Annotated in this window: 18 protein-coding genes and 1 pseudogene; 11 read left to right on the plus strand and 8 right to left on the minus strand. The window is 74.1% G+C overall.

All coding sequences use genetic code 11. The annotated features are described in order from the left end of the window. Nucleotides 1-39 precede the first annotated feature (39 nt). Both ACIPK4_RS13785 and ACIPK4_RS13790 read left to right on the plus strand, forming a co-directional pair. Nucleotides 40-1,005, plus strand: coding sequence for an MASE1 domain-containing protein (locus ACIPK4_RS13785; RefSeq protein WP_402312947.1), 966 nt, complete (start codon nucleotides 40-42; stop codon nucleotides 1,003-1,005). A 548-nt stretch (nucleotides 1,006-1,553) separates the two neighbouring features. After that, nucleotides 1,554-4,328 carry a DUF6493 family protein gene (locus ACIPK4_RS13790; protein WP_402312242.1) on the plus strand — a complete coding sequence of 925 codons (2,775 nt, stop codon included), beginning with the start codon at nucleotides 1,554-1,556 and terminating at the stop codon, nucleotides 4,326-4,328. 29 nt (nucleotides 4,329-4,357) lie between these two features. On the opposite strand, the pseudogene ACIPK4_RS13795 reads toward ACIPK4_RS13790, so the two are convergent. Continuing rightward, a pseudogene (locus ACIPK4_RS13795) lies at nucleotides 4,358-4,822 on the minus strand (MerR family transcriptional regulator). Nucleotides 4,823-4,993: 171 nt separating this feature from the next. Continuing rightward, nucleotides 4,994-5,623 (minus strand): RDD family protein, encoded by a 630-nt coding sequence (locus ACIPK4_RS13800; RefSeq protein ID WP_402312244.1) that lies wholly within the window; start codon nucleotides 5,621-5,623, stop codon nucleotides 4,994-4,996. A gap of 309 nt (nucleotides 5,624-5,932) precedes the next feature. On the opposite strand from ACIPK4_RS13800, the gene ACIPK4_RS13805 reads away from it, so the two are divergent. Next, the gene (locus tag ACIPK4_RS13805; RefSeq protein WP_402312246.1) at nucleotides 5,933-7,555 is read left to right on the plus strand and encodes a phospholipase D-like domain-containing protein; all 1,623 of its coding nucleotides are present in this window, start codon (nucleotides 5,933-5,935) and stop codon (nucleotides 7,553-7,555) included. A 255-nt stretch (nucleotides 7,556-7,810) separates the two neighbouring features. Here the strand turns inward: ACIPK4_RS13805 and ACIPK4_RS13810 are convergent, their stop codons facing one another. Continuing rightward, entirely contained in the window at nucleotides 7,811-8,311 is a 501-nt protein-coding gene (locus ACIPK4_RS13810; RefSeq protein ID WP_376203293.1) for a hypothetical protein, read from the minus strand. A 336-nt stretch (nucleotides 8,312-8,647) separates the two neighbouring features. On the opposite strand from ACIPK4_RS13810, the gene ACIPK4_RS13815 reads away from it, so the two are divergent. The 4 genes from ACIPK4_RS13815 (at nucleotide 8,648) to ACIPK4_RS13830 (ending at nucleotide 12,193) form a co-directional block, all read left to right on the plus strand. Next, nucleotides 8,648-9,766 carry an alpha/beta hydrolase gene (locus ACIPK4_RS13815; protein WP_402312249.1) on the plus strand — a complete coding sequence of 373 codons (1,119 nt, stop codon included), beginning with the start codon at nucleotides 8,648-8,650 and terminating at the stop codon, nucleotides 9,764-9,766. Between the two features lie 79 nt (nucleotides 9,767-9,845). Beyond that, a complete protein-coding gene (locus tag ACIPK4_RS13820; RefSeq protein WP_402312251.1) occupies nucleotides 9,846-11,069 on the plus strand; it encodes a cytochrome P450 in 1,224 nt (407 codons plus the stop codon). Between the two features lie 74 nt (nucleotides 11,070-11,143). After that, nucleotides 11,144-11,392, plus strand: coding sequence for a hypothetical protein (locus ACIPK4_RS13825; protein WP_402312254.1), 249 nt, complete (start codon nucleotides 11,144-11,146; stop codon nucleotides 11,390-11,392). A gap of 108 nt (nucleotides 11,393-11,500) precedes the next feature. Further along, nucleotides 11,501-12,193, plus strand: coding sequence for an RraA family protein (locus tag ACIPK4_RS13830; protein ID WP_376201208.1), 693 nt, complete (start codon nucleotides 11,501-11,503; stop codon nucleotides 12,191-12,193). 37 nt (nucleotides 12,194-12,230) lie between these two features. Here the strand turns inward: ACIPK4_RS13830 and ACIPK4_RS13835 are convergent, their stop codons facing one another. Further along, complete coding sequence (locus ACIPK4_RS13835) at nucleotides 12,231-13,808, minus strand: alpha/beta hydrolase (RefSeq protein WP_402312258.1); 1,578 nt, start codon at nucleotides 13,806-13,808, stop codon at nucleotides 12,231-12,233. Nucleotides 13,809-14,338: 530 nt separating this feature from the next. On the opposite strand from ACIPK4_RS13835, the gene ACIPK4_RS13840 reads away from it, so the two are divergent. Both ACIPK4_RS13840 and ACIPK4_RS13845 read left to right on the plus strand, forming a co-directional pair. Next, the gene (locus tag ACIPK4_RS13840) at nucleotides 14,339-16,159 is read left to right on the plus strand and encodes a hypothetical protein (RefSeq protein WP_402312260.1); all 1,821 of its coding nucleotides are present in this window, start codon (nucleotides 14,339-14,341) and stop codon (nucleotides 16,157-16,159) included. A gap of 181 nt (nucleotides 16,160-16,340) precedes the next feature. Next, entirely contained in the window at nucleotides 16,341-17,930 is a 1,590-nt protein-coding gene (locus tag ACIPK4_RS13845) for an AMP-binding protein (RefSeq protein ID WP_402312262.1), read from the plus strand. A gap of 10 nt (nucleotides 17,931-17,940) precedes the next feature. Here the strand turns inward: ACIPK4_RS13845 and ACIPK4_RS13850 are convergent, their stop codons facing one another. Continuing rightward, complete coding sequence (locus ACIPK4_RS13850; protein WP_376201195.1) at nucleotides 17,941-18,267, minus strand: putative quinol monooxygenase; 327 nt, start codon at nucleotides 18,265-18,267, stop codon at nucleotides 17,941-17,943. An 86-nt stretch (nucleotides 18,268-18,353) separates the two neighbouring features. Next, the gene (locus tag ACIPK4_RS13855; RefSeq protein WP_402312265.1) at nucleotides 18,354-19,115 is read right to left on the minus strand and encodes an IclR family transcriptional regulator; all 762 of its coding nucleotides are present in this window, start codon (nucleotides 19,113-19,115) and stop codon (nucleotides 18,354-18,356) included. A gap of 170 nt (nucleotides 19,116-19,285) precedes the next feature. Here ACIPK4_RS13855 and ACIPK4_RS13860 point away from each other — a divergent pair, with 170 nt between their 5' ends. Next, nucleotides 19,286-19,963 (plus strand): hemerythrin domain-containing protein, encoded by a 678-nt coding sequence (locus ACIPK4_RS13860; RefSeq protein ID WP_402312268.1) that lies wholly within the window; start codon nucleotides 19,286-19,288, stop codon nucleotides 19,961-19,963. On the opposite strand, the gene ACIPK4_RS13865 is transcribed toward ACIPK4_RS13860, so the two are convergent. Both ACIPK4_RS13865 and ACIPK4_RS13870 read right to left on the minus strand, forming a co-directional pair. Next, entirely contained in the window at nucleotides 19,953-20,156 is a 204-nt protein-coding gene (locus ACIPK4_RS13865; protein ID WP_402312271.1) for a hypothetical protein, read from the minus strand. The genes ACIPK4_RS13860 and ACIPK4_RS13865 overlap by 11 nt on opposite strands. Next, nucleotides 20,153-21,139 (minus strand): DUF5937 family protein, encoded by a 987-nt coding sequence (locus ACIPK4_RS13870; protein WP_402312949.1) that lies wholly within the window; start codon nucleotides 21,137-21,139, stop codon nucleotides 20,153-20,155. Before ACIPK4_RS13870 ends, ACIPK4_RS13865 begins: the two co-directional genes overlap by 4 nt. 110 nt (nucleotides 21,140-21,249) lie before the next feature. Between ACIPK4_RS13870 and ACIPK4_RS13875 the strand changes: the two genes are divergently transcribed. After that, nucleotides 21,250-22,155, plus strand: coding sequence for an aldo/keto reductase (locus ACIPK4_RS13875; protein ID WP_402312274.1), 906 nt, complete (start codon nucleotides 21,250-21,252; stop codon nucleotides 22,153-22,155). The last annotated feature ends 132 nt before the right edge of the window (nucleotides 22,156-22,287 follow it).

Consider the following 22,287-nt stretch of genomic DNA (forward strand, 5'->3'; position numbering starts at 1 on the left):
TCACGGCCCGCCCGGAGGCGGCGGCTGTTGTCTGATGCTGTGGTGCGCAAAGAGGAATGGCGACGTCTGACCGGGACTCTTCTGCAGGTCCTGGCCGTCGCCGCCGCCTACTACGCCGCGGCACGGATCGGCCTCCTGCTGCGCGTGGTGGTCGAAGGCGCGGTGGTCACGGCCCTGTGGCCGCCCACCGGCCTCGCGGTGGCCGCCCTGCTGTGGTTCGGCCCGCGGATCTGGCCGGGGATCGCCCTCGGAACGTACCTCTCCATCCAGCACCTCAGCAGCTTCCAGGTCGCCGACGCCGGCATCGTCGTGGGCAACACCCTCGCCCCGTTGTGCGCGTACCTGCTGCTGCGCCGCGTGGACTTCCGCACCGACATCGTCCGGCTGCGCGACGGTCTGGCCCTCGTCTTCCTGGGCGGGTTCGTGCCGATGCTGCTCAGCGCGTCCATCGGCACCGGTGTGCTCCTCGCCACCGGTGACCTGGCGCCGGACGACTTCCTGCCGGTGTGGTCGGCCTGGTGGGCCGGAGACGCCATGGGCGTGCTCGTGGTGACCCCGCTGCTGCTCGTCCTGACCCGGATCCGGATGCCGCACGACGCCTACCAGGTCGCCGAGGCGGTGGCGCTGACCATCTGCGCCGGTCTCGTCGCCCTCGCGGCCACCCGGAGCTCCCTGTCGCTGCTCTTCCTCGTCTTCCCGCTGCTGATCTGGGCGGCCGTGCGCTTCCAGCTGGCCGGCAGCGCACCCTGCGTGCTGGTCCTGTCCGTGGTGGCGATCTGGGCGGCGACCGATCGCGCCGGACCGTTCGAGGGTCACACCCTCTTCGAGGTCATGGTCAACCTCCAGGCCCTCAACGGCTCGGCGGCGCTCACCGCGCTGCTGCTGTCCGCGATGGTCACCGAGCAGAACAACATCCGCGTGGAGATCGAGCGGGTGTGCGAGGACCTGGCCGAGGTCGTCGAAAGCCTCGCCCCCCGGGGTCCCGGCGACCGGGGCCCGGCGTGACCCGGACGACGGGCCCCGGCCCCGGCCGATGACGCCGATGGAGGCCGTCCGGGGATCCGGGCGCGTTCCGCCCCCGGCCTCCGCGATCCGTGCCGGGTGCCGGCGGTACAGGTCGCAGCCGGGCCCGTCAGCGCACGGCCGTGACCGAGGCTTCGCCGACAGCCTTTGGGGAGTGCAGTCGAAGGAGCGTCGGCCAGACGGGACTTTGACGGCACGACCCAGGTGACGAGGTAACCGGCGGGCGCGTGTGCTTCGGCGGCGACCGGCTTACCATTCCCGGCACGCCGAGCGCCACCACCCCTGCCGCTCTCCACCGGCGCCCGCCTCCGCCGGGCACGCGCCCGCCCGGGCCCGGACGCCACCGCCGTCGTCGTCACCGGGTGAACACGCCGACCAGGGCCGTGAATCGGCCACCGGCCGTCCGTGCCCGCACCGGGCGCGGCCGGGCCGGATTACCGTGGCCGCCGGGCTCGACCACGGAGCCCGGCGCGGCGTGCGGCCGCCGAACCGCCCCACCACCACTGCCTCCCCCCCACCGGAAGGGCGCCATGAACCCGATACTCGACGCGGTCCGCGAAGGCCGCACCGACCTCCTGCCCGGCCTGCTGCGGCCGCTGACGGCATCCGAGCGCCAGGAAGTGCTCGCCCGGCTCGCCCATCTGCGCGCCGAGATGCGCGGCTGGGACTGGAGCCGGTGGCGCGAACGCGACCGCATCCGCTCCGCCCTGCTCGTCGCCGGCGCCGGCTGCCACACCGGCGCGTCCCCGGCGGCCTCCTGGATCGGCGCGCACGATCTGCGCGAGAAGCAGGAGTTCCCCACCGGGCCGCTGCTCGGCGTGCTCGCCGACCGCGACCCCGGCTGGCTCGGCGAACTCGCCCACCGCCTCGCCGAGCGCGCCGGGACCGCCGAGGAGGACTATCCGCTCATCCGGGAGCTGGTGCGCCTTGCCGGCTGCCCCGTGCCGACGACCGACGCGTTCGTCCACGGCTGGGTGCGGTCCATCTTCACCATGGACCGCGCGCGCTCCACGCACAGCCCCCTCTCGATCGCCCTGCGCCAGGACCCGTACGCACGCGAGCTGGTGCCCCTGCTCTTCACGACGGCCGAGTCTCCCGAGGCGCTGCACTGGTGCAGCGATCCCACGGCCCCCAACCACTGGCCGTCCGAGCTGGCCGCGCTCGCGCAGGAGGGGATCGTCGAACGCCGCGTCCTGGTCGACGGCTGTGTCGCGCGCCTGCGGCGGGGCGGCCGGCAGAACCAGCTGAAGTTCTTCCTCGCCATGCTCACGCGCCTCGAACTCACCCCCGCCGAGGAACGGGAGCGGACGGCCGACTGGATCGCCCTGGCCGCCGAGGCGCCGTCACCGCTCGCCGGACACGCCCAGCAGGTGCTCGTCCGGCTCGCCGATGCGGGCGGCATCGCGGCGCAGCGGCTCGCCGAGATGTCGGACGCGGTGCTCCGCCGGCCGGAGAAGAAGCTCGTACGCGCCCAACTGGGGCTTCTCGGCCAGGCCTTACGACGCGACCCCGAGGCCCGGCGCACCCTGCTGCCTGCCGTGGCCACCGCCTTCGGGCACGAGGACACCGCCCTCCAGGAACGCGCCCTCGGACTGGTCGTCAGGTACCTGCCGCCCGGTGACCGCGAGCTGCGCCGGCAACTCGCTCTTTCCGCACAGGCGTTGAGCCCCCTTCATCGGCGCGCCGCGACGGAGCTGCTCGGGTCCTCCACGTCGCCCGCGGCCGGCACCTGCGCGGAGCCTGCCTACCGGGAGGTCCTGCCCCCGCCGCCGGTACGCCGCCGTCTTGCCTGCGGCCCCCTGACACTCGCCGGGACCGTGGCCCTGGTGGCGGCCTCCGACACGGACGGCGAGCCGGCCGCCGCCGCCTTCGAGTCGGCCATGGACGGCCTGGTCCGGCACGCCCACCACGACCGTGCCGCCCTGGCCGGAGCCCTGCGCCCGGCCCTCGCCGGCCGCAGGTGGCATCCGGAGGGCGACCGGCCGGTGGACCCGCAGCAGCTGTCCGGGCTGGACCTGATGGCGGCGGCCGTCCTCGGCCGCGTGCGCGCGCAGGACCTGACGCCGGGTCGGGGCGCACTCGGCGGCGGCTGCCGGCCCGACTGCGTCCACGCCGCGCTGAGCGCCGTGACGGCCTCCCGGCTGGCCGAGGCCGCGCACCGGGTCCTCACCGACCCGCAGCCCTTCCTCCTCGCCACCCCCACCTGGGAGACGGGTTCGCTGGAGCCCGGGGAGCTCGTCGTACGGCTCGCCGCGTACCGGCGGCTCGGCGCGGAGCCCGGCCCCGCCGACTTCGCCCAGGCGCTGCTGCGGGTGCGGCGCGACCCCGGCGCCGTGCCCGCCGCGGCCGCGCTCGGCACCCCCGAGGGGGACCGGCTGGCGGCCTGGCTCGCGGGTGCGGGCGAACCGCCCCCGGTGCGCCGCCGGGTGACGGACCCGTTCCCGGACGCGGTCCCCGCACCGTGCACCGACCCCTTCGCGGACCCCGTCCCGGACCCCGTCCCGGACGCGGTCCCGGACCCCGTCCCGGACGCGGCACCGCAGGCCGGATCCCTGCGGTGGGACCGGCCGCCGCGGCCGTCCGTTACCCGCCGCATCGTGCTGGAGACCGCCGAACGGTGCGTCGTGCGGCGGGAGTTCCCCGCCGCCTTCCGCGGGCTGGGCCGGGCGCACACCGAGCGGTCCCGCAGCTGTTCGCCCGCCTGCGCCGGCGGCCTCGTCCAGGGGGCCGTCCTGCCCGAGGACCGCGAGACGCAGGCGGCCTGGCTGCTGCCCGTGGTGACCGCGGGCGCCACCGCCCGGGAGCGCGCCGCCGGAGCGCCGCTGCCACTGCCGCGCCTCGCGGAGCTGGGCGGACCGGCGGGGCCGGCCCTGCACCTGGCGGTGGCCACCGGTCTCGGCGCCCGCCACGCCGAGGACCGCCGCGCGGCCGTGGACGCGCTGCTGCTCCTCGCCGCCCGGGGCGAGCTGGACGCCCCGAGGCTCGGGCGGGACCTGGCGGAACTGTTGGATCTGGGCACGGTGAAGCCCAGCCGGCTGGCCGAGGCGGCGCGCACCGCCGCCGCCACCGGTGCGTACGCCACGACCTGGGCGGTGCTCGCGCAGGCGCTGACGCCGCTGCTGGCCGGTGACGGGCCGGCGCGGGGCACGGGGGAGCTGCTGGCGGTGGCCGCGGAGTGCGTGGAGCGCTGCGGGGCGCACGGACCCGCCCCGGCGGGTCTGGCCGAGGCCGCGGCCCGGCCGGGCTCCTCGCAACTGGTCAGGCAGGCCAGGCGGCTGCGGGCGGCCCTGACGGCGGCTCCGTAGGGGGCGGCCCCGGGAGCAGCCATCCGCCCTCACCCCCCCCCGTGGCGCCGGGCCGGTTCCTGCTCCTGGCCCGGCCGGCGCAGCGCCTTCATCACCGGCCGGAAGAGCACGGCCGCCGCCACGGCCGTCTCGGCCTTCCCGGCCTCGGAGGGGTACGTGTCCACGAAGTCCAGGTCGCGGACCGCCGCCCGGTGCACCAGCTCGGCGTACGGGGCCATCAGCTCGGCGTGCCAAGGGTGGCCGAGCCGGATGAGCGGGGCCACCGCCACCACCAGGGAGCGGTGCACGGGGGAGAGGGGCCGAGCTCCCGGGCCGTCACCACCGGGATCCCGCCCACCTGGAGGAGCGCGCGGATGGCCGCAGCCCTCACAGGTGTCCCCCGTCGTACTCGGCCGTGGTCGCGCCGACCCTGCGTCCGGGCGCCGACAACCCCTCCGCAAGTGGTACTTGACGGTCGCGGAGGAGACGCCGCTCCGCTCGCTCAGCTCTGCCAGCCGCCCGACCGGCGTTCCGGAGGCCGTGTGTTCGCCGAGCCGATTCGGGGCTGCGTACGCCGGGGCGCCGCACGTGTACCGGTGGAGCGCCGCGGCCGCCGGCCCGTGAAACGCGGCCACCCGGCAGCGGACGGACTCCGCTGCCGGGTGGGAAAGGGAAGAGGGGCGGCCTCAGCCCTTGGGGACCTGGATGACGACGGTGCTGCACACCTTGTCGGCGAAGGTCTGCTTCTTCTCGTCCCACAGCGGCCACAGCCAGCCGATGTAGCAGGGGAGGCCGTCGAGGACGTGGGCCAGCTTGCGGACGAACGCCATGCCGAACCCGAGGAAGGCGCCGTCGCGCTCGCGGCGCAGGCTGATGCCGAGGACCTTCTTGCCGGTCGTCTGACCGGTGGTGCCCTCCTTGTAGAGCTGGAAGAGGGCCATGCCGACCGCGTACAGGACGCCGATCGTGAAGAAGATGCCGGGGCCGGCGGTGGCCGGGTCGTCGCTGCCGGCCAGGTCGATGAACCCGAGGCCGTACATCGGACCCGCGATGATCAGGGCGTCGAGCAGGTACGCACCGACGCGCTGGCCCCAGTGGGCCAGCGGCGGCATACCGGCGCCCGGCATGCCCGGCATCGGGGGCGGCGGGTAGGCGCCGTACGGCGGCGGGGTCTGCTGGGGCTGGCCGTACTGCGGGGGGACGCCCTGCGGGTAGCCGTACTGCGGCGGCACGCCCTGCGGGGCCTGCTGCGGGTAGCCGGGCTGACCCTGCGGGGGCTGCTGGCCGTACGGGTTGTTCGGGTCGCCGAAGCTCATGGCGAAAACTCTCCGATGTCGGAAACGGGGACGTAGCGGATCGATCGGAGGAACGTCACCATCTGACCGGTTTGCCCCCCTGAGCTGCCGCGATCTAGCGCGCATCATCGTGGTCGGTCCATCGACCACTTGTCCAATCCAGCCACGCCCACCCTCCTTTCGGTACGGCAGGGCGAGTCCGCCGCGCCCCGTGGCCGAATCCGACATGTGTGAATTCCCCGCCGTTGTGACGCGGTGGTAACTTCCGCGAGTTGATCTTGCCGGTCGCCCCCTCGCGGCGACGGCGATCCCTCCTGCAAGGAAGTCACCGTGCACCGCCATACCCTTCACCGCCCGTCCGCCGCCGCCGTCCGCACCGCGGTACCGGCGGTCGTGCTGGCCCTGTTCGCCGCCGGGCCGGCCTCAGCCGCCGCCACCCCGGCACCCCACCTCGACGCCGTGGAGCAGACGCTCCGCCAGGTTTCCCCGGGCCTCGAAGGCCAGGTGTGGGAACGCACCGGCGGCAACGTCCTCGACGCCTCGACGCCCGGCGGCGGCGACTGGCTGCTGCAGACCCCCGGTTGCTGGGGCGACGACACCTGCACCGCACGCCCGGGAACCGAGCGGCTGCTCGCGAAGATGACGGAGAACGTCTCCCGGGCGACGCAGACCGTCGACATATCGACTCTCGCGCCGTTCCCCAACGGCGCGTTCCAGGACGCCCTCGTCGCGGGTCTCAAGTCCTCGGCCGCGCGCGGGAACAAGCTGAAGGTGCGCGTGCTGGTGGGCGCCGCGCCGGTATACCACCTCAACGTGCTGCCCTCGAAGTACCGGGACGAGCTCGTCGCCAGGCTCGGCGCCGACGCCCGCAACGTCGACCTCAACGTCGCCTCCATGACGACCTCGAAGACGGCCTTCTCCTGGAACCACTCCAAGATCCTCGTGGTCGACGGCCGGTCCGTGATCACCGGTGGCGTCAACGACTGGAAGGACGACTACCTGGAGACCGCCCACCCGGTCGCCGACGTCGACCTCGCCCTGCGCGGTCCGGCCGCCGCGTCCGCCGGCCGCTACCTCGACGAACTGTGGTCCTGGACCTGCCAGAACAGGAGCAACATCGCCAGCGTCTGGTTCGCCTCCTCCAACGGCGCCGCGTGCATGCCCGCGCTGGCCGGGGACACCGCACCCGCCACGCCCCCGGCCGCCCCGGGCGACGTGCCGGCCATCGCCGTCGGCGGTCTCGGCGTCGGGATCCGGCGGAGCGATCCCTCGTCGGCCTTTCGGCCCGTCCTGCCCGCCGCCTCCGACACCAAGTGCGGCGTCGGCCTCCACGACAACACCAACGCCGACCGGGACTACGACACCGTCAACCCGGAGGAGAGCGCCCTGCGGACGCTGATCTCCAGCGCGAACCGGCACATCGAGATCTCCCAGCAGGACGTCAACGCGACCTGCCCGCCGCTGCCCCGCTACGACATCCGCCTCTACGACGCCCTGGCGGCGCGGATGGCGGCCGGCGTGAAGGTCCGCATCGTCGTCAGCGACCCCGCCAACCGCGGCGCCGTGGGCAGCGGCGGTTACTCGCAGATCAAGTCGCTCGCGGAGGTCAGCGACACCCTGCGCGACCGTATCGCCCTGCTCACCGGCGACCGGGACAAGGCGAGGGCCACGATGTGCTCGAACCTCCAGCTGGCCACGTTCCGCAGCTCCCAGAGCCCGAAGTGGGCCGACGGCCACCCGTACGCGCAGCACCACAAGGTGGTCTCCGTGGACGACTCGGCCTTCTACATCGGCTCCAAGAACCTCTACCCGGCGTGGCTCCAGGACTTCGGCTACGTGGTGGAGAGCCCGGCGGCGGCAGGACAGCTGAACGACGGGCTCCTGGCCCCGCAGTGGAAGTTCTCCCGTGCGACGGCCACGGTCGACCACGAACGCGGCATCTGCCCGGCCTGACGCGCCGGGCCGACGTGCGCAGCCGCCCCCGCCCGGCCGCGGTGCGCAGCCGCCCGACCCGGCGCGGCCGCGCATCCGGCCGCGTCGCGGCCCGGGGACGGCGGAGGCCTTCGCCCCCGACGGCCGGGCCCTCCTGGGGGGCTCTTCCCCGACGCCCCGCGCATGTCCCCCGAGGTTGCCGCGGTGTTCGGGCTGGACCCGGTGTGCCGCAGCTGCCGCAACCCCCTGCGGGGCTGCGGCAGCTGCGGATACCGGTCAGTGGAACAGCATGGAGGCGTCGCCGGCCGCCGTCGTGACCGATCCGGGGCACAGGAAGCTGCCCGAGACCTTGGCCGCGGTGAAGGCCTGGTTGACGTACCGGCGGGTGGCCGCGTCGCGGTTCCACGTGAGGTTCGTGGCCTTGTAGCGGCAGGAGATGAAGCTCTGCTTGCCCGTGATGTCGATGGCGTCCGTCCGGGCGAGACCCGCGGCGTCGTCGAAGGTGAAGGCGGGGTTGTTGTTGAGGGTGGCGGTGATGCTGCCGTTGCAGCTGAGGTTTCCACCCGGGGTGTTGATGGTGGTGCGGTCGACGCTCAGTGCGCTCGGGGGGTCGGCGCTGGTGTGCGCGTTGGTCCAGGTGCAGGTGTTGCCGGCGACGACGATGACGCCGTCCAGCCGCTGGTCGGCGGTGGGGCCCAGGGCCGTCGCCGACGTCGCTCCGCCGACGATCACCGCTGCTGCCAGGGCGGTCACGCCCGGCCATGTCGAGATCTTCATCCTGTCGCTCCTCTTCGCCACGTCCTCGTGGGGTGTGAAGCGGGGCCTTGGGGGGCCTCGCCGGCGTGCGCCCGGACGTGCGGGGCGGTTCCGCAACGGCCGGGGAGAGAGCTTGCGAACACGCTGCGGAAGGTCCCACAGGGACCTTGAAATGTCAGGCCCATGTCAACAGATTGGCCGGAGTTCGCCCTGGCGCCGGCACTGCCGGTTTTCCGGCCGGGTCGCGACGGTGTGGAACGGATCGGGTCCGGTTGCTGTCTAGTCCTGTGCGCCGGCACCCGCGGCGCGGCCGGGCCCGGGTCCGCGCCGACACAGCGTAGAGAGTCTCCCTGATCCGTGAGTCTGACCAGCAGCACGCTCCTGACCGTCGTCGTACTCGCCACGGTGCTGGCCTTCGCGGCCGCCGTGTGGCTGTGGCCCCGGCTCGGCCGGCGCGGCGGGCGGCCGGCGCTGGGCCGCATCGGGGTGGTGCTGGTGCTCCAGGTGCTGCTGCTCTCCTCCGTCGGCCTGGCGGCCAACCGGACCTTCCTCCTCTACGGTTCCTGGGCGGACCTGGCCGGAAAAGAACGGCCGATGCCCACCATGGGCCGGGACGCGGACGCGCCCGGGGGTTCGGCCGTGCGACTCCTCGGCCGGCAGCCGACGCAGATGCGGGGCGGCGGCACGCCGCACCTCGGCGGGGAGATCGAGAAGATCACGGTGCAGGGCGAGCGCTCCAAGGCCGTCGTCCAGGCCTACGTGTACCTGCCGCCGGAGTACTTCCAGAAGGGGAACGAGAACAGGAAGTTCCCCGCCACCGTGGTGCTCACCGGGTTCCCGGGGATGGCGGAGAACCTGCTCAAGCCGCTGCCGTACCCGAAGACGGTGTGGACGCTCGCGAAGCAGAAGAAGATGCCCCCGATGATCCTGGTGATGATGCAGCCCTCGGTGGTGCCGACCCGCAACACCCAGTGCATCGACGTGCCCGGCGGCCCGCAGAGCGAGACCTTCTTCGGAACGGACCTGCCCAAGGCGCTCTCAGGCGCCTACCGCGTCGGCACCTCGCCCTCGAACTGGGCCGTCATCGGGGACTCCACCGGGGGCTACTGCGCGCTGAAGGTCGCCTTGCAGCACCCGGAGAGCTACGCGGCGGGGGTGGGTCTGTCGGCGGACTACAAGCCGGAGATCGACGCGGACTCCGGCGATCTCTTCCACGGGAACGCCGCCGAGGAGAAACGATCCGACCTGCTGTGGAGCCTGGACAACCTGCCCCAGGGGAAGTCCTCCTTCCTGGTGGCCACCTCACTGCAGGGCGAGGGGAACTACAAGGCGACGCAGAAGTTCATCGAGAAGGTGAAGGCGCCGGCCCACGTCTCGTCGATCACCCTCGACCACGGCGGACACAACTTCAACACGTGGAAGCGGGAGATCCCGCCCGCGATGGAGTGGATCGGCGCCCGCATCGGCGCCGAATGACCTCCCGCGCACGGCCCGGGCCACCGGGCACCGGACCCCGCGACCAGACCCCCGCACCGGACAGGGAATCCTTTACGGCATGACCCGGAACGCAGCGACCACCCCCGCGCAGCCCCTCCCGTGCCCGTTCGACGAAGCGTTCGCACGCGACCCGCACGCCGTCCACGCCCGCCTGCGCGCCGCCGGCCCGGTGCACCGCGTCGCGCTCCCCGACGGCTCCCCGGTGTGGCTGGTCACCCGCGCCTCGGACGTGCGGGACGGGCTCGCCGACGCCCGGTTCTCCGTCAACAAGCGTCATTCGACCACGGGGTTCAGCGGATTCAGCCTGCCGCCGGCCCTCGACGCCAACCTCCTCAACGTCGACCCCGAGGACCACCTGCGGCTGCGCCGCCTCGTCGCGAAGGGGTTCACCGCACGCCACGTCGAGTCGCTGCGGGCCGGCATCCAGGACTGCGTCGACGAGCTGGTCACCGGGCTCGCGCAGGAGATCGCCCGCTCCGGCGAGGCCGACCTGGTCGCCTCCTTCGCCAGGCCGCTGCCGCTGCGGACCGTCGGCGCACTGCTGCGCGTACCCGCCCCCGATCAGGAGCGGTTCTCCGGCTGGGTGGCCACGATGCTCGCCCCGCGCACGAAGGAGGAGCTCGTCGCGGCCGTCGGCGACGTCCACCGCTTCCTGAAGGAACTGGTGGAGCAGCGGCGCGGCGCCCCCGGGGACGACATGCTGTCGGGCCTGATCGCGGCCCGCGACGACGAGGACCGCCTCACCGAGGACGAGCTCGTCTCGCTCGCCTTCCTGATCCTGATGGCCGGCAGCGAGACCGTCCAGCACGTCATCGGCAGCGGGCTCCTCACCCTGCTCACCCACCCGGACCAGCTCGCCGTGGTGCGGGCCGACCCCGCCCGGCTCCCCGACGCCGTCGAGGAACTTCTGCGGTACACCGGCCCCCATCAGACGGCGGTCCGCCGGTTCCCGACCGAGCCGGTGGAGATCGGCGGAGTCCGCATCCCGGCCGGCGACACGGTCCTGTTCTCGCTGGCCTCGGCCCACCGCGACCCGGAGCGCCACCCGGACCCCGACCGGTTCGACATCGACCGGGACGACAAGGCCCACCTCGCGCTCGGCCACGGGCTGCACTACTGCCTCGGTGCGCCGCTGGCCCGCCTCCAGATCACCCTCGCCCTGGCCGCGCTCCTCGACCGGCTGCCCGGACTCCGCCCGGCCCGCCCCGTGGACCAGCTCTCCTGGACGACCACCTTCCGCTTCCACGCGCTCCGGGCCCTGCCCGTCACCGCGGACCTCTGAGGCCCACGGAGTCGGGACGGCCGGGGCCGCTCCCTGCGGATGCGGCCCCGGCCGTCCCGGCGGAGGCTGGGCCCATGCACCGTGCACCGATCCTCGTCCACCCGATCGCCCCGGCCGGCGGCCGCCGGGTCTCCCTGCGCGCCCAAGGGCAGGACACGGTCCTGGGCCTGGCCCGCAGCGACGCCGACGTGATCGAGTTCCTGCGCCGGGCCGGCGTACCCGACCCCGACGACGTCGTCCTCGGCGACTCCCGCCTCGTGGAATGGCAGAACGACGAGCCGCACGCCTACGAGGCGGAGCCCTCGGACACCGACATCCCGTGACGCCGCGCCCCGAACCCCGGGAACCCCCGCGCCGGGGCGGCCGGGCAGGCACCATGGAAGGCGGTGGCTGACCCAAGCCGTCCGTTCGGGAGAGAAGGGGATGACGGCATGCTGAAGGCCTTCACCGACCTGTCCACGCCGCTCGTGGCCGACGCCTGCGTCCGTGCCGGCGTGCCGCTGCGCGTCGCGCCGCCCGGCATCGGCGCGGTGCTGCCCGGTCACCGGGTCGCGGGCCGTGCGCTGCCGGTACGCCATTACGGCAGCGTCGACGTGTTCCTGGAGGCGTACGGGTCCGCCGAGCCGGGCGACGTGCTCGTCATCGACAACGGCGGACGCACGGACGAGGCCTGCGTGGGGGACCTCGCCGCCCTGGAGGCCGAATCGGCCGGCCTGTCGGGCCTCGTGGTCTGGGGCCTGCACCGCGACACGCCCGAACTGGCCGAGATCGGCCTGCCCGTCTTCAGCTACGGGAGCCTCCCGGCCGGCCCGGTGCGACTGGACGAACGAGAGCCCGAGGCGCTGGTCACCGCGCGGTTCGGGCCGCATCTCGTGGCCGGCTGGGACTTCGTCTTCGGCGACGCCGACGGCGTGCTGTTCGTCCCCGCCGACCAGGTCGAGGAAGTGCTGGACACCGCGCTGCGGATCCGGGGGACCGAGCGCGAGCAGGCCCGCCGGATCCGCGCGGGCGACACCCTGCGCAGCCAGACCGACTTCGCCGACTACCTGGTCCTGCGCGAGGCCGACCCCTCGTACACCTTCCGCCGGCACCTGCGCCGCACCGGCGGCGCCATCGAGGAGTGACGGCGCCGCCGCCCGCCTCACCCGGCGGTGGGGCGGATCACCGCTGCGCCGCCGGACACGTGGTGTCCCCGGCCGGCAGGGTGCCCTCCAGCAGGTAGCCCTCGACGTGGGCGTCGACGCACGCGTTGTGGTTCTGGAACTGGCCGTGGTCGCCGCCCCCGACGGTCACCAGACGCGATCCGGCCAGCCCCCGGTGCGCGCGCACGGCGGCCTCGTAGTACGTCGCCGGGTCGTTCTCCGAGTTGAGCATCAGCACCGGCGGCAGCCCCTCGCCGGTGACCTCGATGTGCGGCGCCTTGGACCGCGGCCAGTTCGCGCAGATCGACGCGAACGTCAACTCCCGCGCGCCGACCAGTGGATGGGTGCGCGTGGCCTCGCCGCTCTCCTTCAGCCAGTAGCGGGTGTCGCGGTTCCACGGAGTGTCTGCGCAGGTGACCGCGGCGAAGTCGGCGATGAAGTCCGCACCCATGACGTGCCTGAGCTGTCCCGCGACGGCCTTGCGCGTTTGCGCGGGAGCCTCCTGCGGCCGCTCCAGGAAGCCGAGGAGCGAGGCCAGGGCCGCGAACTGGTCGGCGTTGTAGAGGGCGTTGCTCGTCGCCGCGTCGAGGTGGTCGGGGGTGATGACCGTCCCCTCGACCTCCAGCGGCCTGTCGTGCAGGGCGGCCCGCAGCCGCTCGAACGAGGCCTTGGCCTCCTCCGGGGTGCGCCCCTGGTGGTACGTGGCGTCGTTCGCCGCCAGCCACGGCAGGAAGTCCTGCTCGAACCGGCGCTGGAAGCTCATCGGCTGCCCCGTCATGAAGGACTGCCAGTCCCCGGTGAAGTCGATGTTGCTGTCGAGCACGACCCGCTCCACCCGCCGCGGGAACTCGGTCGCGTAGTACGCCCCGAGGAAGCTGGCGTAGGAGGGCCCGTAGTACGAGATCTTCTCCACCCCGAGCAGACCGCGGAACAGGTCCATGTCGTGCACGGCCTGGTCGGTGGTGATGTACGGCAGGAGACCCCCCGAGTTGCGCTCGCAGTCCCGGACGAAGTCCCGGGCGTGGTCGAGGGTCCGCCGGACGGCGGCCGCCGAGCGGTCACGCAGGTCACCGCCGCCGAACATGGCGTCGACCGCGTCCTGGTCGGAGCAGACGACGCGCGTACTGGCGCCCACGCCGCGCTGGTCGAAGCCGACGATGTCGTACGCCTGCGCCAGCTCGGGGCTGTACGAGGCGAGCCGGGCCGGCCGGGAGAGCCCCGAGGCCCCGGGGCCGCCGGCCGCCATCATCAGCACGCCGCGGCGCCTGCCCGGATCCGGCGCGCGGTGCCGGGAGACCGCCACCGTCAACGCCGGTCCGGAGTCCGGGTGGTACCAGTCCCGCGGCACGGACATCGACGCGCACTCCAGCGAACCGTCCGCGCACGGCCGCCAGTCGAGCTTCTGGTTCCGGAACCGGGCGGGCGCCGGCGGGGCCACGGCACCGACGGCCTGGGCGTCCACGCCCGCGCCCACGCGCGAGCCGGCGCCTGCGATCCCGTTCGCGGCGCTCGCCGGGCCGGCTGGCAGGGCCGCTGCGGCGAGCAGCCCGCAGGCGGCGGCCGCGAGCCATCGTGCGGGCTTCTTGAACACGTGCATGTGTGAACTCCCCCTGGGGTCCGTCAGGTCTCCCCGATCGTCCCGCGCGAACCCCCGGGCCCTCGATATCCCTGCCATCCGCATCCGGGGTGGCAGTAGTGCCACCCCGGCGGCGTTCGGCCCGAGGTCCTTCCGCGCCCGCCCGGCGATGTCGAGGATCTGCCGGGCGGGCCGGTGGCGGGGCCGGGGGAGCTGACGCAGGCGGCCGGTGGCGGCTCACGGCCCGCTGCGGCGCCGGCGCCGGTCGCCGGGAGGGTGGCGGCGACCAGGCCGGCAGCACACACCAGGGCCGTCCGGAAGCGAATCATGCCTTCACTGTGCGCCGCTTCCTCCCGGAGGGCAGTTCGGTCGGCGCCCGGGGCCGCCCCCGGCCGCCCGAGGGTGGGCAGCGGTTTTGCCATCAGCCGGGGAGTCCGTAGCAGAACCGATACTTCAAGCCTCTGTGACGTGTATCGCACGCAGCGCTACATTGCCCACGCCCCGTAGCCGCGGGGAGGTGCACGGCCGTGAGGCGGGGGAGGGCATCGAAGATGGGCTCTGGGGTCCTGGCGAAACTGGGCAGTGCGGTCACCGCCAAGACGGCCGCCGTGGCGGCCGCGGGCACCCTCGTGGTGTCCGGCGCCGTGGGCGTCGGCGTCTGGGCGGTCACCGGCGGTCCGCAGCTGACGGTCGTGCAGCGCAGTGTCACGGTGCCGGTCGCGGCCGGCGGGGAACAGGCCGTCGTCGCCTCCTGCCAGGCCCACGAGACCGCGCTCGGCGGCGGATATGCGATCACCGGCACGGGCTTCGCCACGAACAGCCTGTTCATGAGCGGCGCCTGGCTGGCGGCTGCGTACAACCCGGGGGCCGAGGCCGCCGCGCTCACCGCGTACGCCCTGTGCGTCAACGCGAAACCGCAGTTCGAGACCACTGGTTGGATGGAGCGGGTATACGCCTTCCACGACCGGAAGAACAAGATGGCCGCTGCCAGCGACGGCGGGACCATCCACGACCTGTCGACCGACGGGCCGTACGCGGCGGTGGCCCGGGCCCACGACGCCACGCCCGGGTGTGACGGTGACTTCACCGCGGTGGGCACCGAGTTCCGGGCGGAGCGCACCGTCGCCGGCCGAGCCGTCGCGCCGGTCCCCCTCGACGGCCTGACCCCCAAGGGGCCGCCCGGCGACGCCAAGTCCGGTACCTTCGCCGCGCTCAACCCGGGCAGTCGGTTGACCGCCGGCACGTTCCCGATCCCCAGGTCCGAGTTCATCGAGCACCAGACCCGCATCGAGGACCCGCAGCCACCGCAGGCGAACTACGCGGTCGGGGTCCGGGCGATCTGCGTCCGCCTCAAAGCCGTCTCCGTGGTCACCGCCAAGGTGGCGGTGGCCGCCGGCGGCAGCGCGGACGCGGCCGTGTCCTGCCCGAAGGGCCAACTCGTGGTCGGCGGAGGCTTCCGGTTCCCCGCCGCGAACGAGGAAGGTGACGACCCGTCCCCGACGCGGTTCCTCGGCGACGGCTGGTTGTACGCGCCGACCGACGCACCGACGGCCGGCGAGCCCTCGGGCCACAGGGTGACGGCATGGCACGTCACCGGCAGGAACCAGCAGAAGGCCGGTTCCCACTACATGAACTCGGTGTGGATCGAGCACAGCGACCGGGAGACGCTCACCGGGAACGGCTACTTCGACACGCACGGCCGCGGCCCGGACGACCAGGCGCTGCGTGCCCTGCCCGTGCCCGACAGCCAGGATCTGATCGCCAGCGCGGTCTGCGCCAGGATCGACGCCCGGCCGACCGAGCCGGCCAAGGCGGCTCCGCCGCCCGCCGTGATCCACCCTGAGGTGCCGCGCGCACTCGATCCGCTGCCGGGCGGGACCGGCCGCCCGTCCGCCTCGCCCTCGGCCTCCGCCCCCGGCGCCTCGCCCACCGCGAGCCCGACGGCCTCGCCCCGTACGACGCCCACGTCCGGCGGGCCCAACAGCCCGGGCACCCCGGGCACGGGTGGCCCGAACCGGCCGGGCAGCCCGTCACCGAGCGGTTCGCCGACCCGGCAGCAGCCGCAGGCCCCGGCGGTGGCCGTCCAGCAGCCCACCGCCGGCGGTCAACTGCGGCGCGGCTGCGAGGAGTCCTTCGCCGGGACGGCCCGGACCCGCCCGGGCGACCAGCCGGTCACCGACCCGCAGTACACGATCTGGAGGATCAACGGCCCCGCCGGGCCGGTGACGTTGGGTTCGGGCGCCTCGGGCCGCTTCCTCGTCCCGCTGCTGCCCGACGGGACGTACCGCCTCGTCTTCAGCGCCACCGATCCGGCCTCCGGGCTGACCGGCACCGCGGAGGCCTCGGTCAGGATCGTCGGCTGCCTGCGCTGAACTCCCTTCGGGGGAAAGCCGGCACGAGGGTGGCCGGGGCTCCGCACCCGGAGGATCATGAGGGGCGCCGGCCCGCCGGGCCCCGCCCCGCCACCGAGTCCAGGAGGTACGTGTGTCCGCCGCGTCGAGTTCCGCCCCTCGAAGCACCGCGCCGTCGAGTTACGCGTCCGGGGTGTTCGAAGTGCCGCTGCTGGGAGACACGATCGGCGAGAACCTGGACCGGACCGTCCGCCGCTTCCCCGGCCGCGACGCCCTCGTCGACCTGGCCTCCGGGCGCCGCTGGACGTACGCGGAGCTGGCCGCCGACGTCGACGCCCTCGCGCTGGGCCTGCTGGACCTCGGCATCGTCAAGGGGGACCGCGTCGGCATCTGGGCCCCCAACCGGTCCGAATGGACACTCGTCCAGTACGCCACCGCCAAGATCGGGGCGATCCTCGTCACCGTCAACCCGGCGTACCGTTCGCACGAGGTGGAGTACGTCCTGCGCCAGGCGGGGATCCGGCTGCTCGTCGCGGCGGAGCGGTTCAAGACCTCCGACTACGCCGGGATGATCGAGGAGGTCGGGCCGCGCTGCCCGGAACTGGAGTTCACCGTCCTGCTGGAGCGGCCCGAGTGGACGTCCCTGCTGGAGCGCGGCCGTACGGGCGACCCGGACCGCCTCGATCGCGCGGCGGCGGAGCTGAGCCCCGACGACCCGGTCAACATCCAGTACACCTCGGGGACCACCGGCTTCCCCAAGGGGGCGACCCTCTCCCACCACAACATCCTCAACAACGGTTTCTTCGTAGGGGAGTTGTGCCACTACACCGAACAGGACCGGGTCTGCATCCCGGTCCCCTTCTACCACTGCTTTGGCATGGTCATGGGCAACCTCGCCTGCACCAGCCACGGCGCGGCGATGGTCATCCCCGCGCCGTCGTTCGATCCCGAGGCCACCCTCGCCGCGGTCCAGGCGGAGGCGTGCACCTCCCTGTACGGGGTCCCCACGATGTTCATCGCCGAACTGGCCGCGCCCGGCTTCGACACGTACGACCTGTCCAGCCTGCGCACGGGGATCATGGCGGGCTCGCCCTGCCCGACCGAGGTGATGAAGCAGGTCATCGACCGGATGGGCATGCGCGAGGTGTCCATCTGCTACGGGATGACGGAGACCTCCCCGGTGTCCACGCAGACCCGCGCGGACGACTCCGTCGAGCGCCGGGTGTCCACGGTGGGCCGGGTCGGGCCGCACCTGGAGGTCAAGGTGGTCGACCCGGAGTCCGGCCGGACCGTGCCCCGCGGCGAGCCGGGGGAGCTCTGCACCCGCGGCTACTCGGTGATGCTCGGCTACTGGGGCGAACCGGAGCGCACCGCCGAGTCCGTCGACGCCGCCCGCTGGATGCACACCGGCGACCTGGCGGTCATGGACGAGGACGGCTACCTCAGCATCACCGGCCGCATCAAGGACATGGTGATCCGGGGCGGCGAGAACGTGTACCCGCGGGAGATCGAGGAGTTCCTCCACACCCACCCGGACGTGCTGGACGTCCAGGTCATCGGCGTCCCCGACGCCAAGTACGGGGAAGAGCTGATGGCATGGGTGCGGATGCGCGAGGGGGCGCGGCCGCTGACCGCGGCCGCCGTCCGCGCGTACTGCGACGGACGGCTGGCCCACTTCAAGATCCCGCGGTACGTGCACGTCGTGGACGAGTTCCCGATGACCGTGACGGGCAAGATCCGCAAGGTCGAGATGCGCGAGGCGGCCGCCGGGCTGCTGGAAGCCTCTTCGTAGGGGCGCCGGGTCAGTTGCGGGGGGACAACTCGGCCATGGCGCTCCAGCCCTGACCGGGAACCTCGACGTGGATGATCTCCGGCGTGCTGGCGATCGCGCCGGCGAGGGTCTCCATACCGGCCTTGAAGTGGTCGGACGCCACGTGTGCCGCGCCCGCCTCGGCGTCGGTGAAGGCTTCCAGGAGCGTGTACTTGGTCGGGTCGTCGACGCTGCGCGACCAGTCGTAGAAGAGGTTGCCCGGCTCGTTGCGGGTGGCCCGGGTGAAGTCGTCGACGAGCGTGAGCCAGTTGTCGCTGTGCTCCGGACGGACGTCGAACCTGACGGCGATGAAGATCATGCCGACCAGACTCGCAGGCGGCCCCGGCCCGCGCATCCCCATGGCGCCGTATTTCCGGCAGTGTCGCAAAACCGGCGCGACGGGTGTCAGGCGCAGCCCGCCGCAGCCTGCGCGAGGGCGGTACGGATCTCCCGCGGGCGCCGCCGGAACTCCTCGGTCGGCAGCGACACCGACAGGGCGTGCACGGCGTCGCCGGCGCTGTCGCGGTCGCGGTCGCCGCCGCGCCCGCGCGGCAGGGCCACGGCCAGGCAGGTGTACGCGGGGTCGGCCTCTCCGACGGACACGGCGAAGCCCTGCCCGCGGACCCGGGACAGCTCCGCCTCCAGCAGCTCGGCGCTGGTGATGGTGGCCCCGGTCAGGCGGGCCATCCCGTGCTCGGCCAGGTACCGGCGCCGCAGCGGCCGGGGCAGTTCGGCGAGGAGCGCCTTGCCGTGGGCGGTGGCGTGCGCCCGGGTCTCCCGCCCGGGGGCGAACGGGTGCGCCGCGTCCGTGACCGGGGCGGTGGTCTCGACGACGGTGATCAGGCCGCCGCGGTAGGCGGTGTAGTACGCCTCCGCGCCGGTGGTCCGGCGCAGCCGGGCCAGCAGGTCGGTCATGCGCGGAGCGGGTTCCAGATGGCGCAGCAGGCTGTGGTGCAGCCCGGGGATCCTGGGGCCCAGCACGTACCCCTGCGCCGTGCGGACGAGGTACCCGCGTGCGGTCAGCGGGGCCAGCAGGTGGTAGGCGGTGGACAGCGAGCACTCCATCCGGCGGGCCAGCGCCTTGGCGCCCACGGGCCCGGGCGCGTCGGCGACGGCGTCGAGGATCGCGAGGGCGCGGTCGACGGACTGCGGACCGGTGGACGGCATGGCGGAACTTCTCCCGGAACGGTGACAGGACGGCCCCCCGACCCTACGTCCGCGCGAGAGGGCGGACGGACGCGCGGGTCGCGCGTCGCACCCGCCTCGACATCCCGGCGGGTGGTGGCGTTCATCGGACGTTGAGTCGACGCTGAGGCGAGGCGCGCACAGTCGTGCGCATGGACAGCGAACACCTCGCCCCCGTCGAGCCGTACGGTCTCACCGGCGTCCGGGTCGCCCACCGGGCGATCCTGGCCGACGGCGAGCGCCTCGCGGGGCTGCTCGCCGCTCTCGCCGCGGCCGCCGAGCCGGCCGAACCCGCGCGGGCGCGGGCCATCGCCGGGTACGTGCACCGTTACAACGACGCCGTACGCGGCCACCACCGCGAGGACGAGATCCTGTGGCCCCTCGTCCTCGACGCCGTGCCCGACGCGGCCGAGGCGGTGGCCGGAATCGTCCGCTTCGTCGACGACCTCGCGGCGCTCGACGCACTCCAGGCCGACTGCGACGCGGCCGCGGCCCGCTTCGCCGCCGAACCCGGCCGTCACGCCCGGCGGCTGGCCGGCCTCCTGACCCGCCGGCGCGACCTGCTGGCGGCGCACATCGAAGCCGAGGAGGAGCACGTCCTCCCGGTCATCGCTGGCCGGGTGCCCGGAGCGGCCCACGCCGCCGCGCGGGCACGGATGCACGGCGCCGACCGCCCGGCGGACCCGGCGTGGGCCCGGGCCTGGATGCTGAGCCACGCCACCGAGGCCGAGGCCCGGTGCCTGCTGCCTTCCGCCGTCGCGGACCGGGCCGCGCTGGAACCGCAGCTGCGGGCGTACGCCGCCGAGGCCTCGGCGGTGTTCACGGACTGACCGGCGCCCAGGCGCCCGCCCGCCGCCGGGCGAGGGCGAGCGCGGCGAGGGCGCGGGCGGCGGCACCCTCGTACGCACTCTCACGGCGCACCTCGGCGCAGGAGGACCACGGTCCGCTCCGGGAGGAGGGCCGGGCCGAGGGGCACGGGGTGCAGCGCGGTGCGGTCGCGAGGGACCACCGCCACCTGCTCATGTCGGTGCGGCAGCCGAACTGACGACCCCCTCCCCGCCCGGCGCGGCGAGGAGGGCCTCGGCGACGGTGGTGCGGGCGTACAGCACCGAGCGGCCCGCCCGGTGCGCGCTGACCAGACCCGCATCGCGCAGCGCCGTCAGGTTCTGGGACACCCCGGCCGCCGAGAGCCCCGTACGCCGGGCCAGTTCGGTGGTCGAGGCCGGCGCCGCCAGCTCCGCCAGCAGCAGGGCCCGCGAACGGCCGAGCACCGCGGCGAGGGCCTGCGCCCTCGCGGCCGGCGGCCGGGACGCCCACAACGCGCCGACGCCGCGCGCCGGGTAGGCGAGCTGCGGCGGGTCCGGCGGCGTCATCCGGGTCAGCAGTCCCGGCCCGAGGAACACCGAGGGGACCAGCAGCAGGCCCCGGCCCGCCGTCTCCCGGGACAGCGGCCGCGTCCGGCGCAGCAGCCGCAGGGCGTCGTCGTCCCAGCGCACCGCGCTGTGCAGCTCGTTGATGACGCGGCCGGCGCCCTGCTCGGCCGCCTGCCGCGCCCGGTGGAACACGTCGGCGTCCAGCACCGCACGGATCCGCGCCCAGTACGGGGCGAGCGCCAGCTCCCAGTACGCCTCGACCTCCTGCGCCAGCCGCGGCAGGCGCGCCCGCGGATCCGCGTACAGCGACCGCGCGCGGGGCCCGAGCGGGCCCTGGTGGTAGCGCAGGTGGTCCAGATTGCGGCGGACGACGTCGGCGGGGGCGGCCACGAGGGCCGCCAGCTCCTCCGCCGGAGCGGGGGCCGGACCGGCGGGCGCCGGGTTGAGGAAGTGCGGCAGGTACCCCTTGGGCGGGATCAGCTCGGCGAGCCAGCCCCGGTCCAGCCCGGCGGCCGCCAGCCGGGGCCGCACCTGCTCCGCCCAGGGCCGGTACACGGGCGAGGTGGCGCCGTCGGTCAGCAGCCGCCGGAAGCTGGTCACGACCTCCCACGCCGGTGAGACGGCGAACCGCATCTGGGCCAGATCGCCCGCCGAGAACGCCAGTTCGCCCACGAGGACCACCCTCGGATTCACTCATACCTGAAACATTGGCGCCGAGCCTATCGTGCGGAGATCATTCCGGCATGACCTCCCAGACCATCAACGCGGCCGCATCCGGCACGTGGAAGCTCGGCGACCTGCAGGTGAACCGCCTCGGCTTCGGCGCGATGCGGCTGACCCAGGACGGCCCGGCGTTCACCCGCGACTCCGTCCCCAGCGACCGGGCCCGGGCGATCGGCGTCCTGCGCCGCGCCGTCGAGCTCGGCGTGAACCACATCGACACCGCCGCGTTCTACTTCTCCCCGCTGCGCTCCGCCAACGAGCTGATCAACACGGCCCTCTCCCCGTACCCGGACGACCTCGTCATCGCCACCAAGGTGGGCCCAGGCCGGTCCCCGGCGGGCGAGTTCGTGCCCCACGCCACCCCCGGGCAGCTGCGCGGCCAGGTCGAGGAGAACCTGCGCCAGCTGGGCCGTGACCACCTCGACGTGGTGAACCTGCGCATCGTCGGGGACGATTCGATCGCCGAGCGCTTCGGCGCCCTGGCCGACCTGCGCGAGGCCGGACTGATCCGCCACCTCGGCCTGTCCAACGTACGGCCCCACCACCTCGCCGAAGCGCAGGCGATCGCGCCGGTGGTCTGCGTGCAGAACATGTACGGGCTCGGCGCCGGACCCGAGCAGGAGGCGTTCCTGCACACCTGCGCAGAGCAGGGCGTGGCGTTCGTGCCGTTCTACGCGATCGCCGGAACGGGACGCGAAGCGGGCACGGGCGGCGCCGAACACGAGGCGGTGCTCGCCGTGGCCCGCGCCCACGGGGTGGGCGCCGCCGAGATCCGGCTCGCCTGGACGCTGCACCGGGGGCCGCACGTCCTGGCCATCCCCGGGACCGGCAACCCCGACCACCTCACCGCCAACGTGGCCGCGGGCTCCGTGCGCCTGACCGCCGAGGACCTCGCCCTCCTGGACTCCGTCGCCGGCACCGGCTGACCGGTGCCGGCGAGGGCCGGTGGGGCCGTCGGCCCCGCCCCGCCCGCCCCACCGGCCCTGCCCGCCCCGCCCGTCGCGGCGGAGCGGACCGGACCCGACCGGACAGCCCTGGCGCTCCGGGTGGTCCGGACG

Source organism: Streptomyces sp. NPDC086989, assembly GCF_044745505.1.
Taxonomy (GTDB): domain Bacteria; phylum Actinomycetota; class Actinomycetes; order Streptomycetales; family Streptomycetaceae; genus Streptomyces.

Excerpts from the sequence above, each read along its gene's own strand:
- ACIPK4_RS13790 (WP_402312242.1), top strand. The coding sequence starts at position 1,554 with ATGAACCCGATACTCGACGCGGTCCGCGAAGGCCGCACCGACCTCCTG.
- ACIPK4_RS13800 (WP_402312244.1), bottom strand. The coding sequence starts at position 5,623 with ATGAGCTTCGGCGACCCGAACAACCCGTACGGCCAGCAGCCCCCGCAG.
- ACIPK4_RS13810 (WP_376203293.1), bottom strand. The coding sequence starts at position 8,311 with ATGAAGATCTCGACATGGCCGGGCGTGACCGCCCTGGCAGCAGCGGTG.
- ACIPK4_RS13820 (WP_402312251.1), top strand. The coding sequence starts at position 9,846 with ATGACCCGGAACGCAGCGACCACCCCCGCGCAGCCCCTCCCGTGCCCG.
- ACIPK4_RS13825 (WP_402312254.1), top strand. The coding sequence starts at position 11,144 with ATGCACCGTGCACCGATCCTCGTCCACCCGATCGCCCCGGCCGGCGGC.
- ACIPK4_RS13830 (WP_376201208.1), top strand. The coding sequence starts at position 11,501 with ATGCTGAAGGCCTTCACCGACCTGTCCACGCCGCTCGTGGCCGACGCC.
- ACIPK4_RS13835 (WP_402312258.1), bottom strand. The coding sequence starts at position 13,808 with ATGCACGTGTTCAAGAAGCCCGCACGATGGCTCGCGGCCGCCGCCTGC.
- ACIPK4_RS13840 (WP_402312260.1), top strand. The coding sequence starts at position 14,339 with ATGGGCTCTGGGGTCCTGGCGAAACTGGGCAGTGCGGTCACCGCCAAG.
- ACIPK4_RS13850 (WP_376201195.1), bottom strand. The coding sequence starts at position 18,267 with ATGATCTTCATCGCCGTCAGGTTCGACGTCCGTCCGGAGCACAGCGAC.
- ACIPK4_RS13855 (WP_402312265.1), bottom strand. The coding sequence starts at position 19,115 with ATGCCGTCCACCGGTCCGCAGTCCGTCGACCGCGCCCTCGCGATCCTC.
- ACIPK4_RS13860 (WP_402312268.1), top strand. The coding sequence starts at position 19,286 with ATGGACAGCGAACACCTCGCCCCCGTCGAGCCGTACGGTCTCACCGGC.
- ACIPK4_RS13865 (WP_402312271.1), bottom strand. The coding sequence starts at position 20,156 with ATGAGCAGGTGGCGGTGGTCCCTCGCGACCGCACCGCGCTGCACCCCG.
- ACIPK4_RS13870 (WP_402312949.1), bottom strand. The coding sequence starts at position 21,139 with ATGCGGTTCGCCGTCTCACCGGCGTGGGAGGTCGTGACCAGCTTCCGG.
- ACIPK4_RS13875 (WP_402312274.1), top strand. The coding sequence starts at position 21,250 with ATGACCTCCCAGACCATCAACGCGGCCGCATCCGGCACGTGGAAGCTC.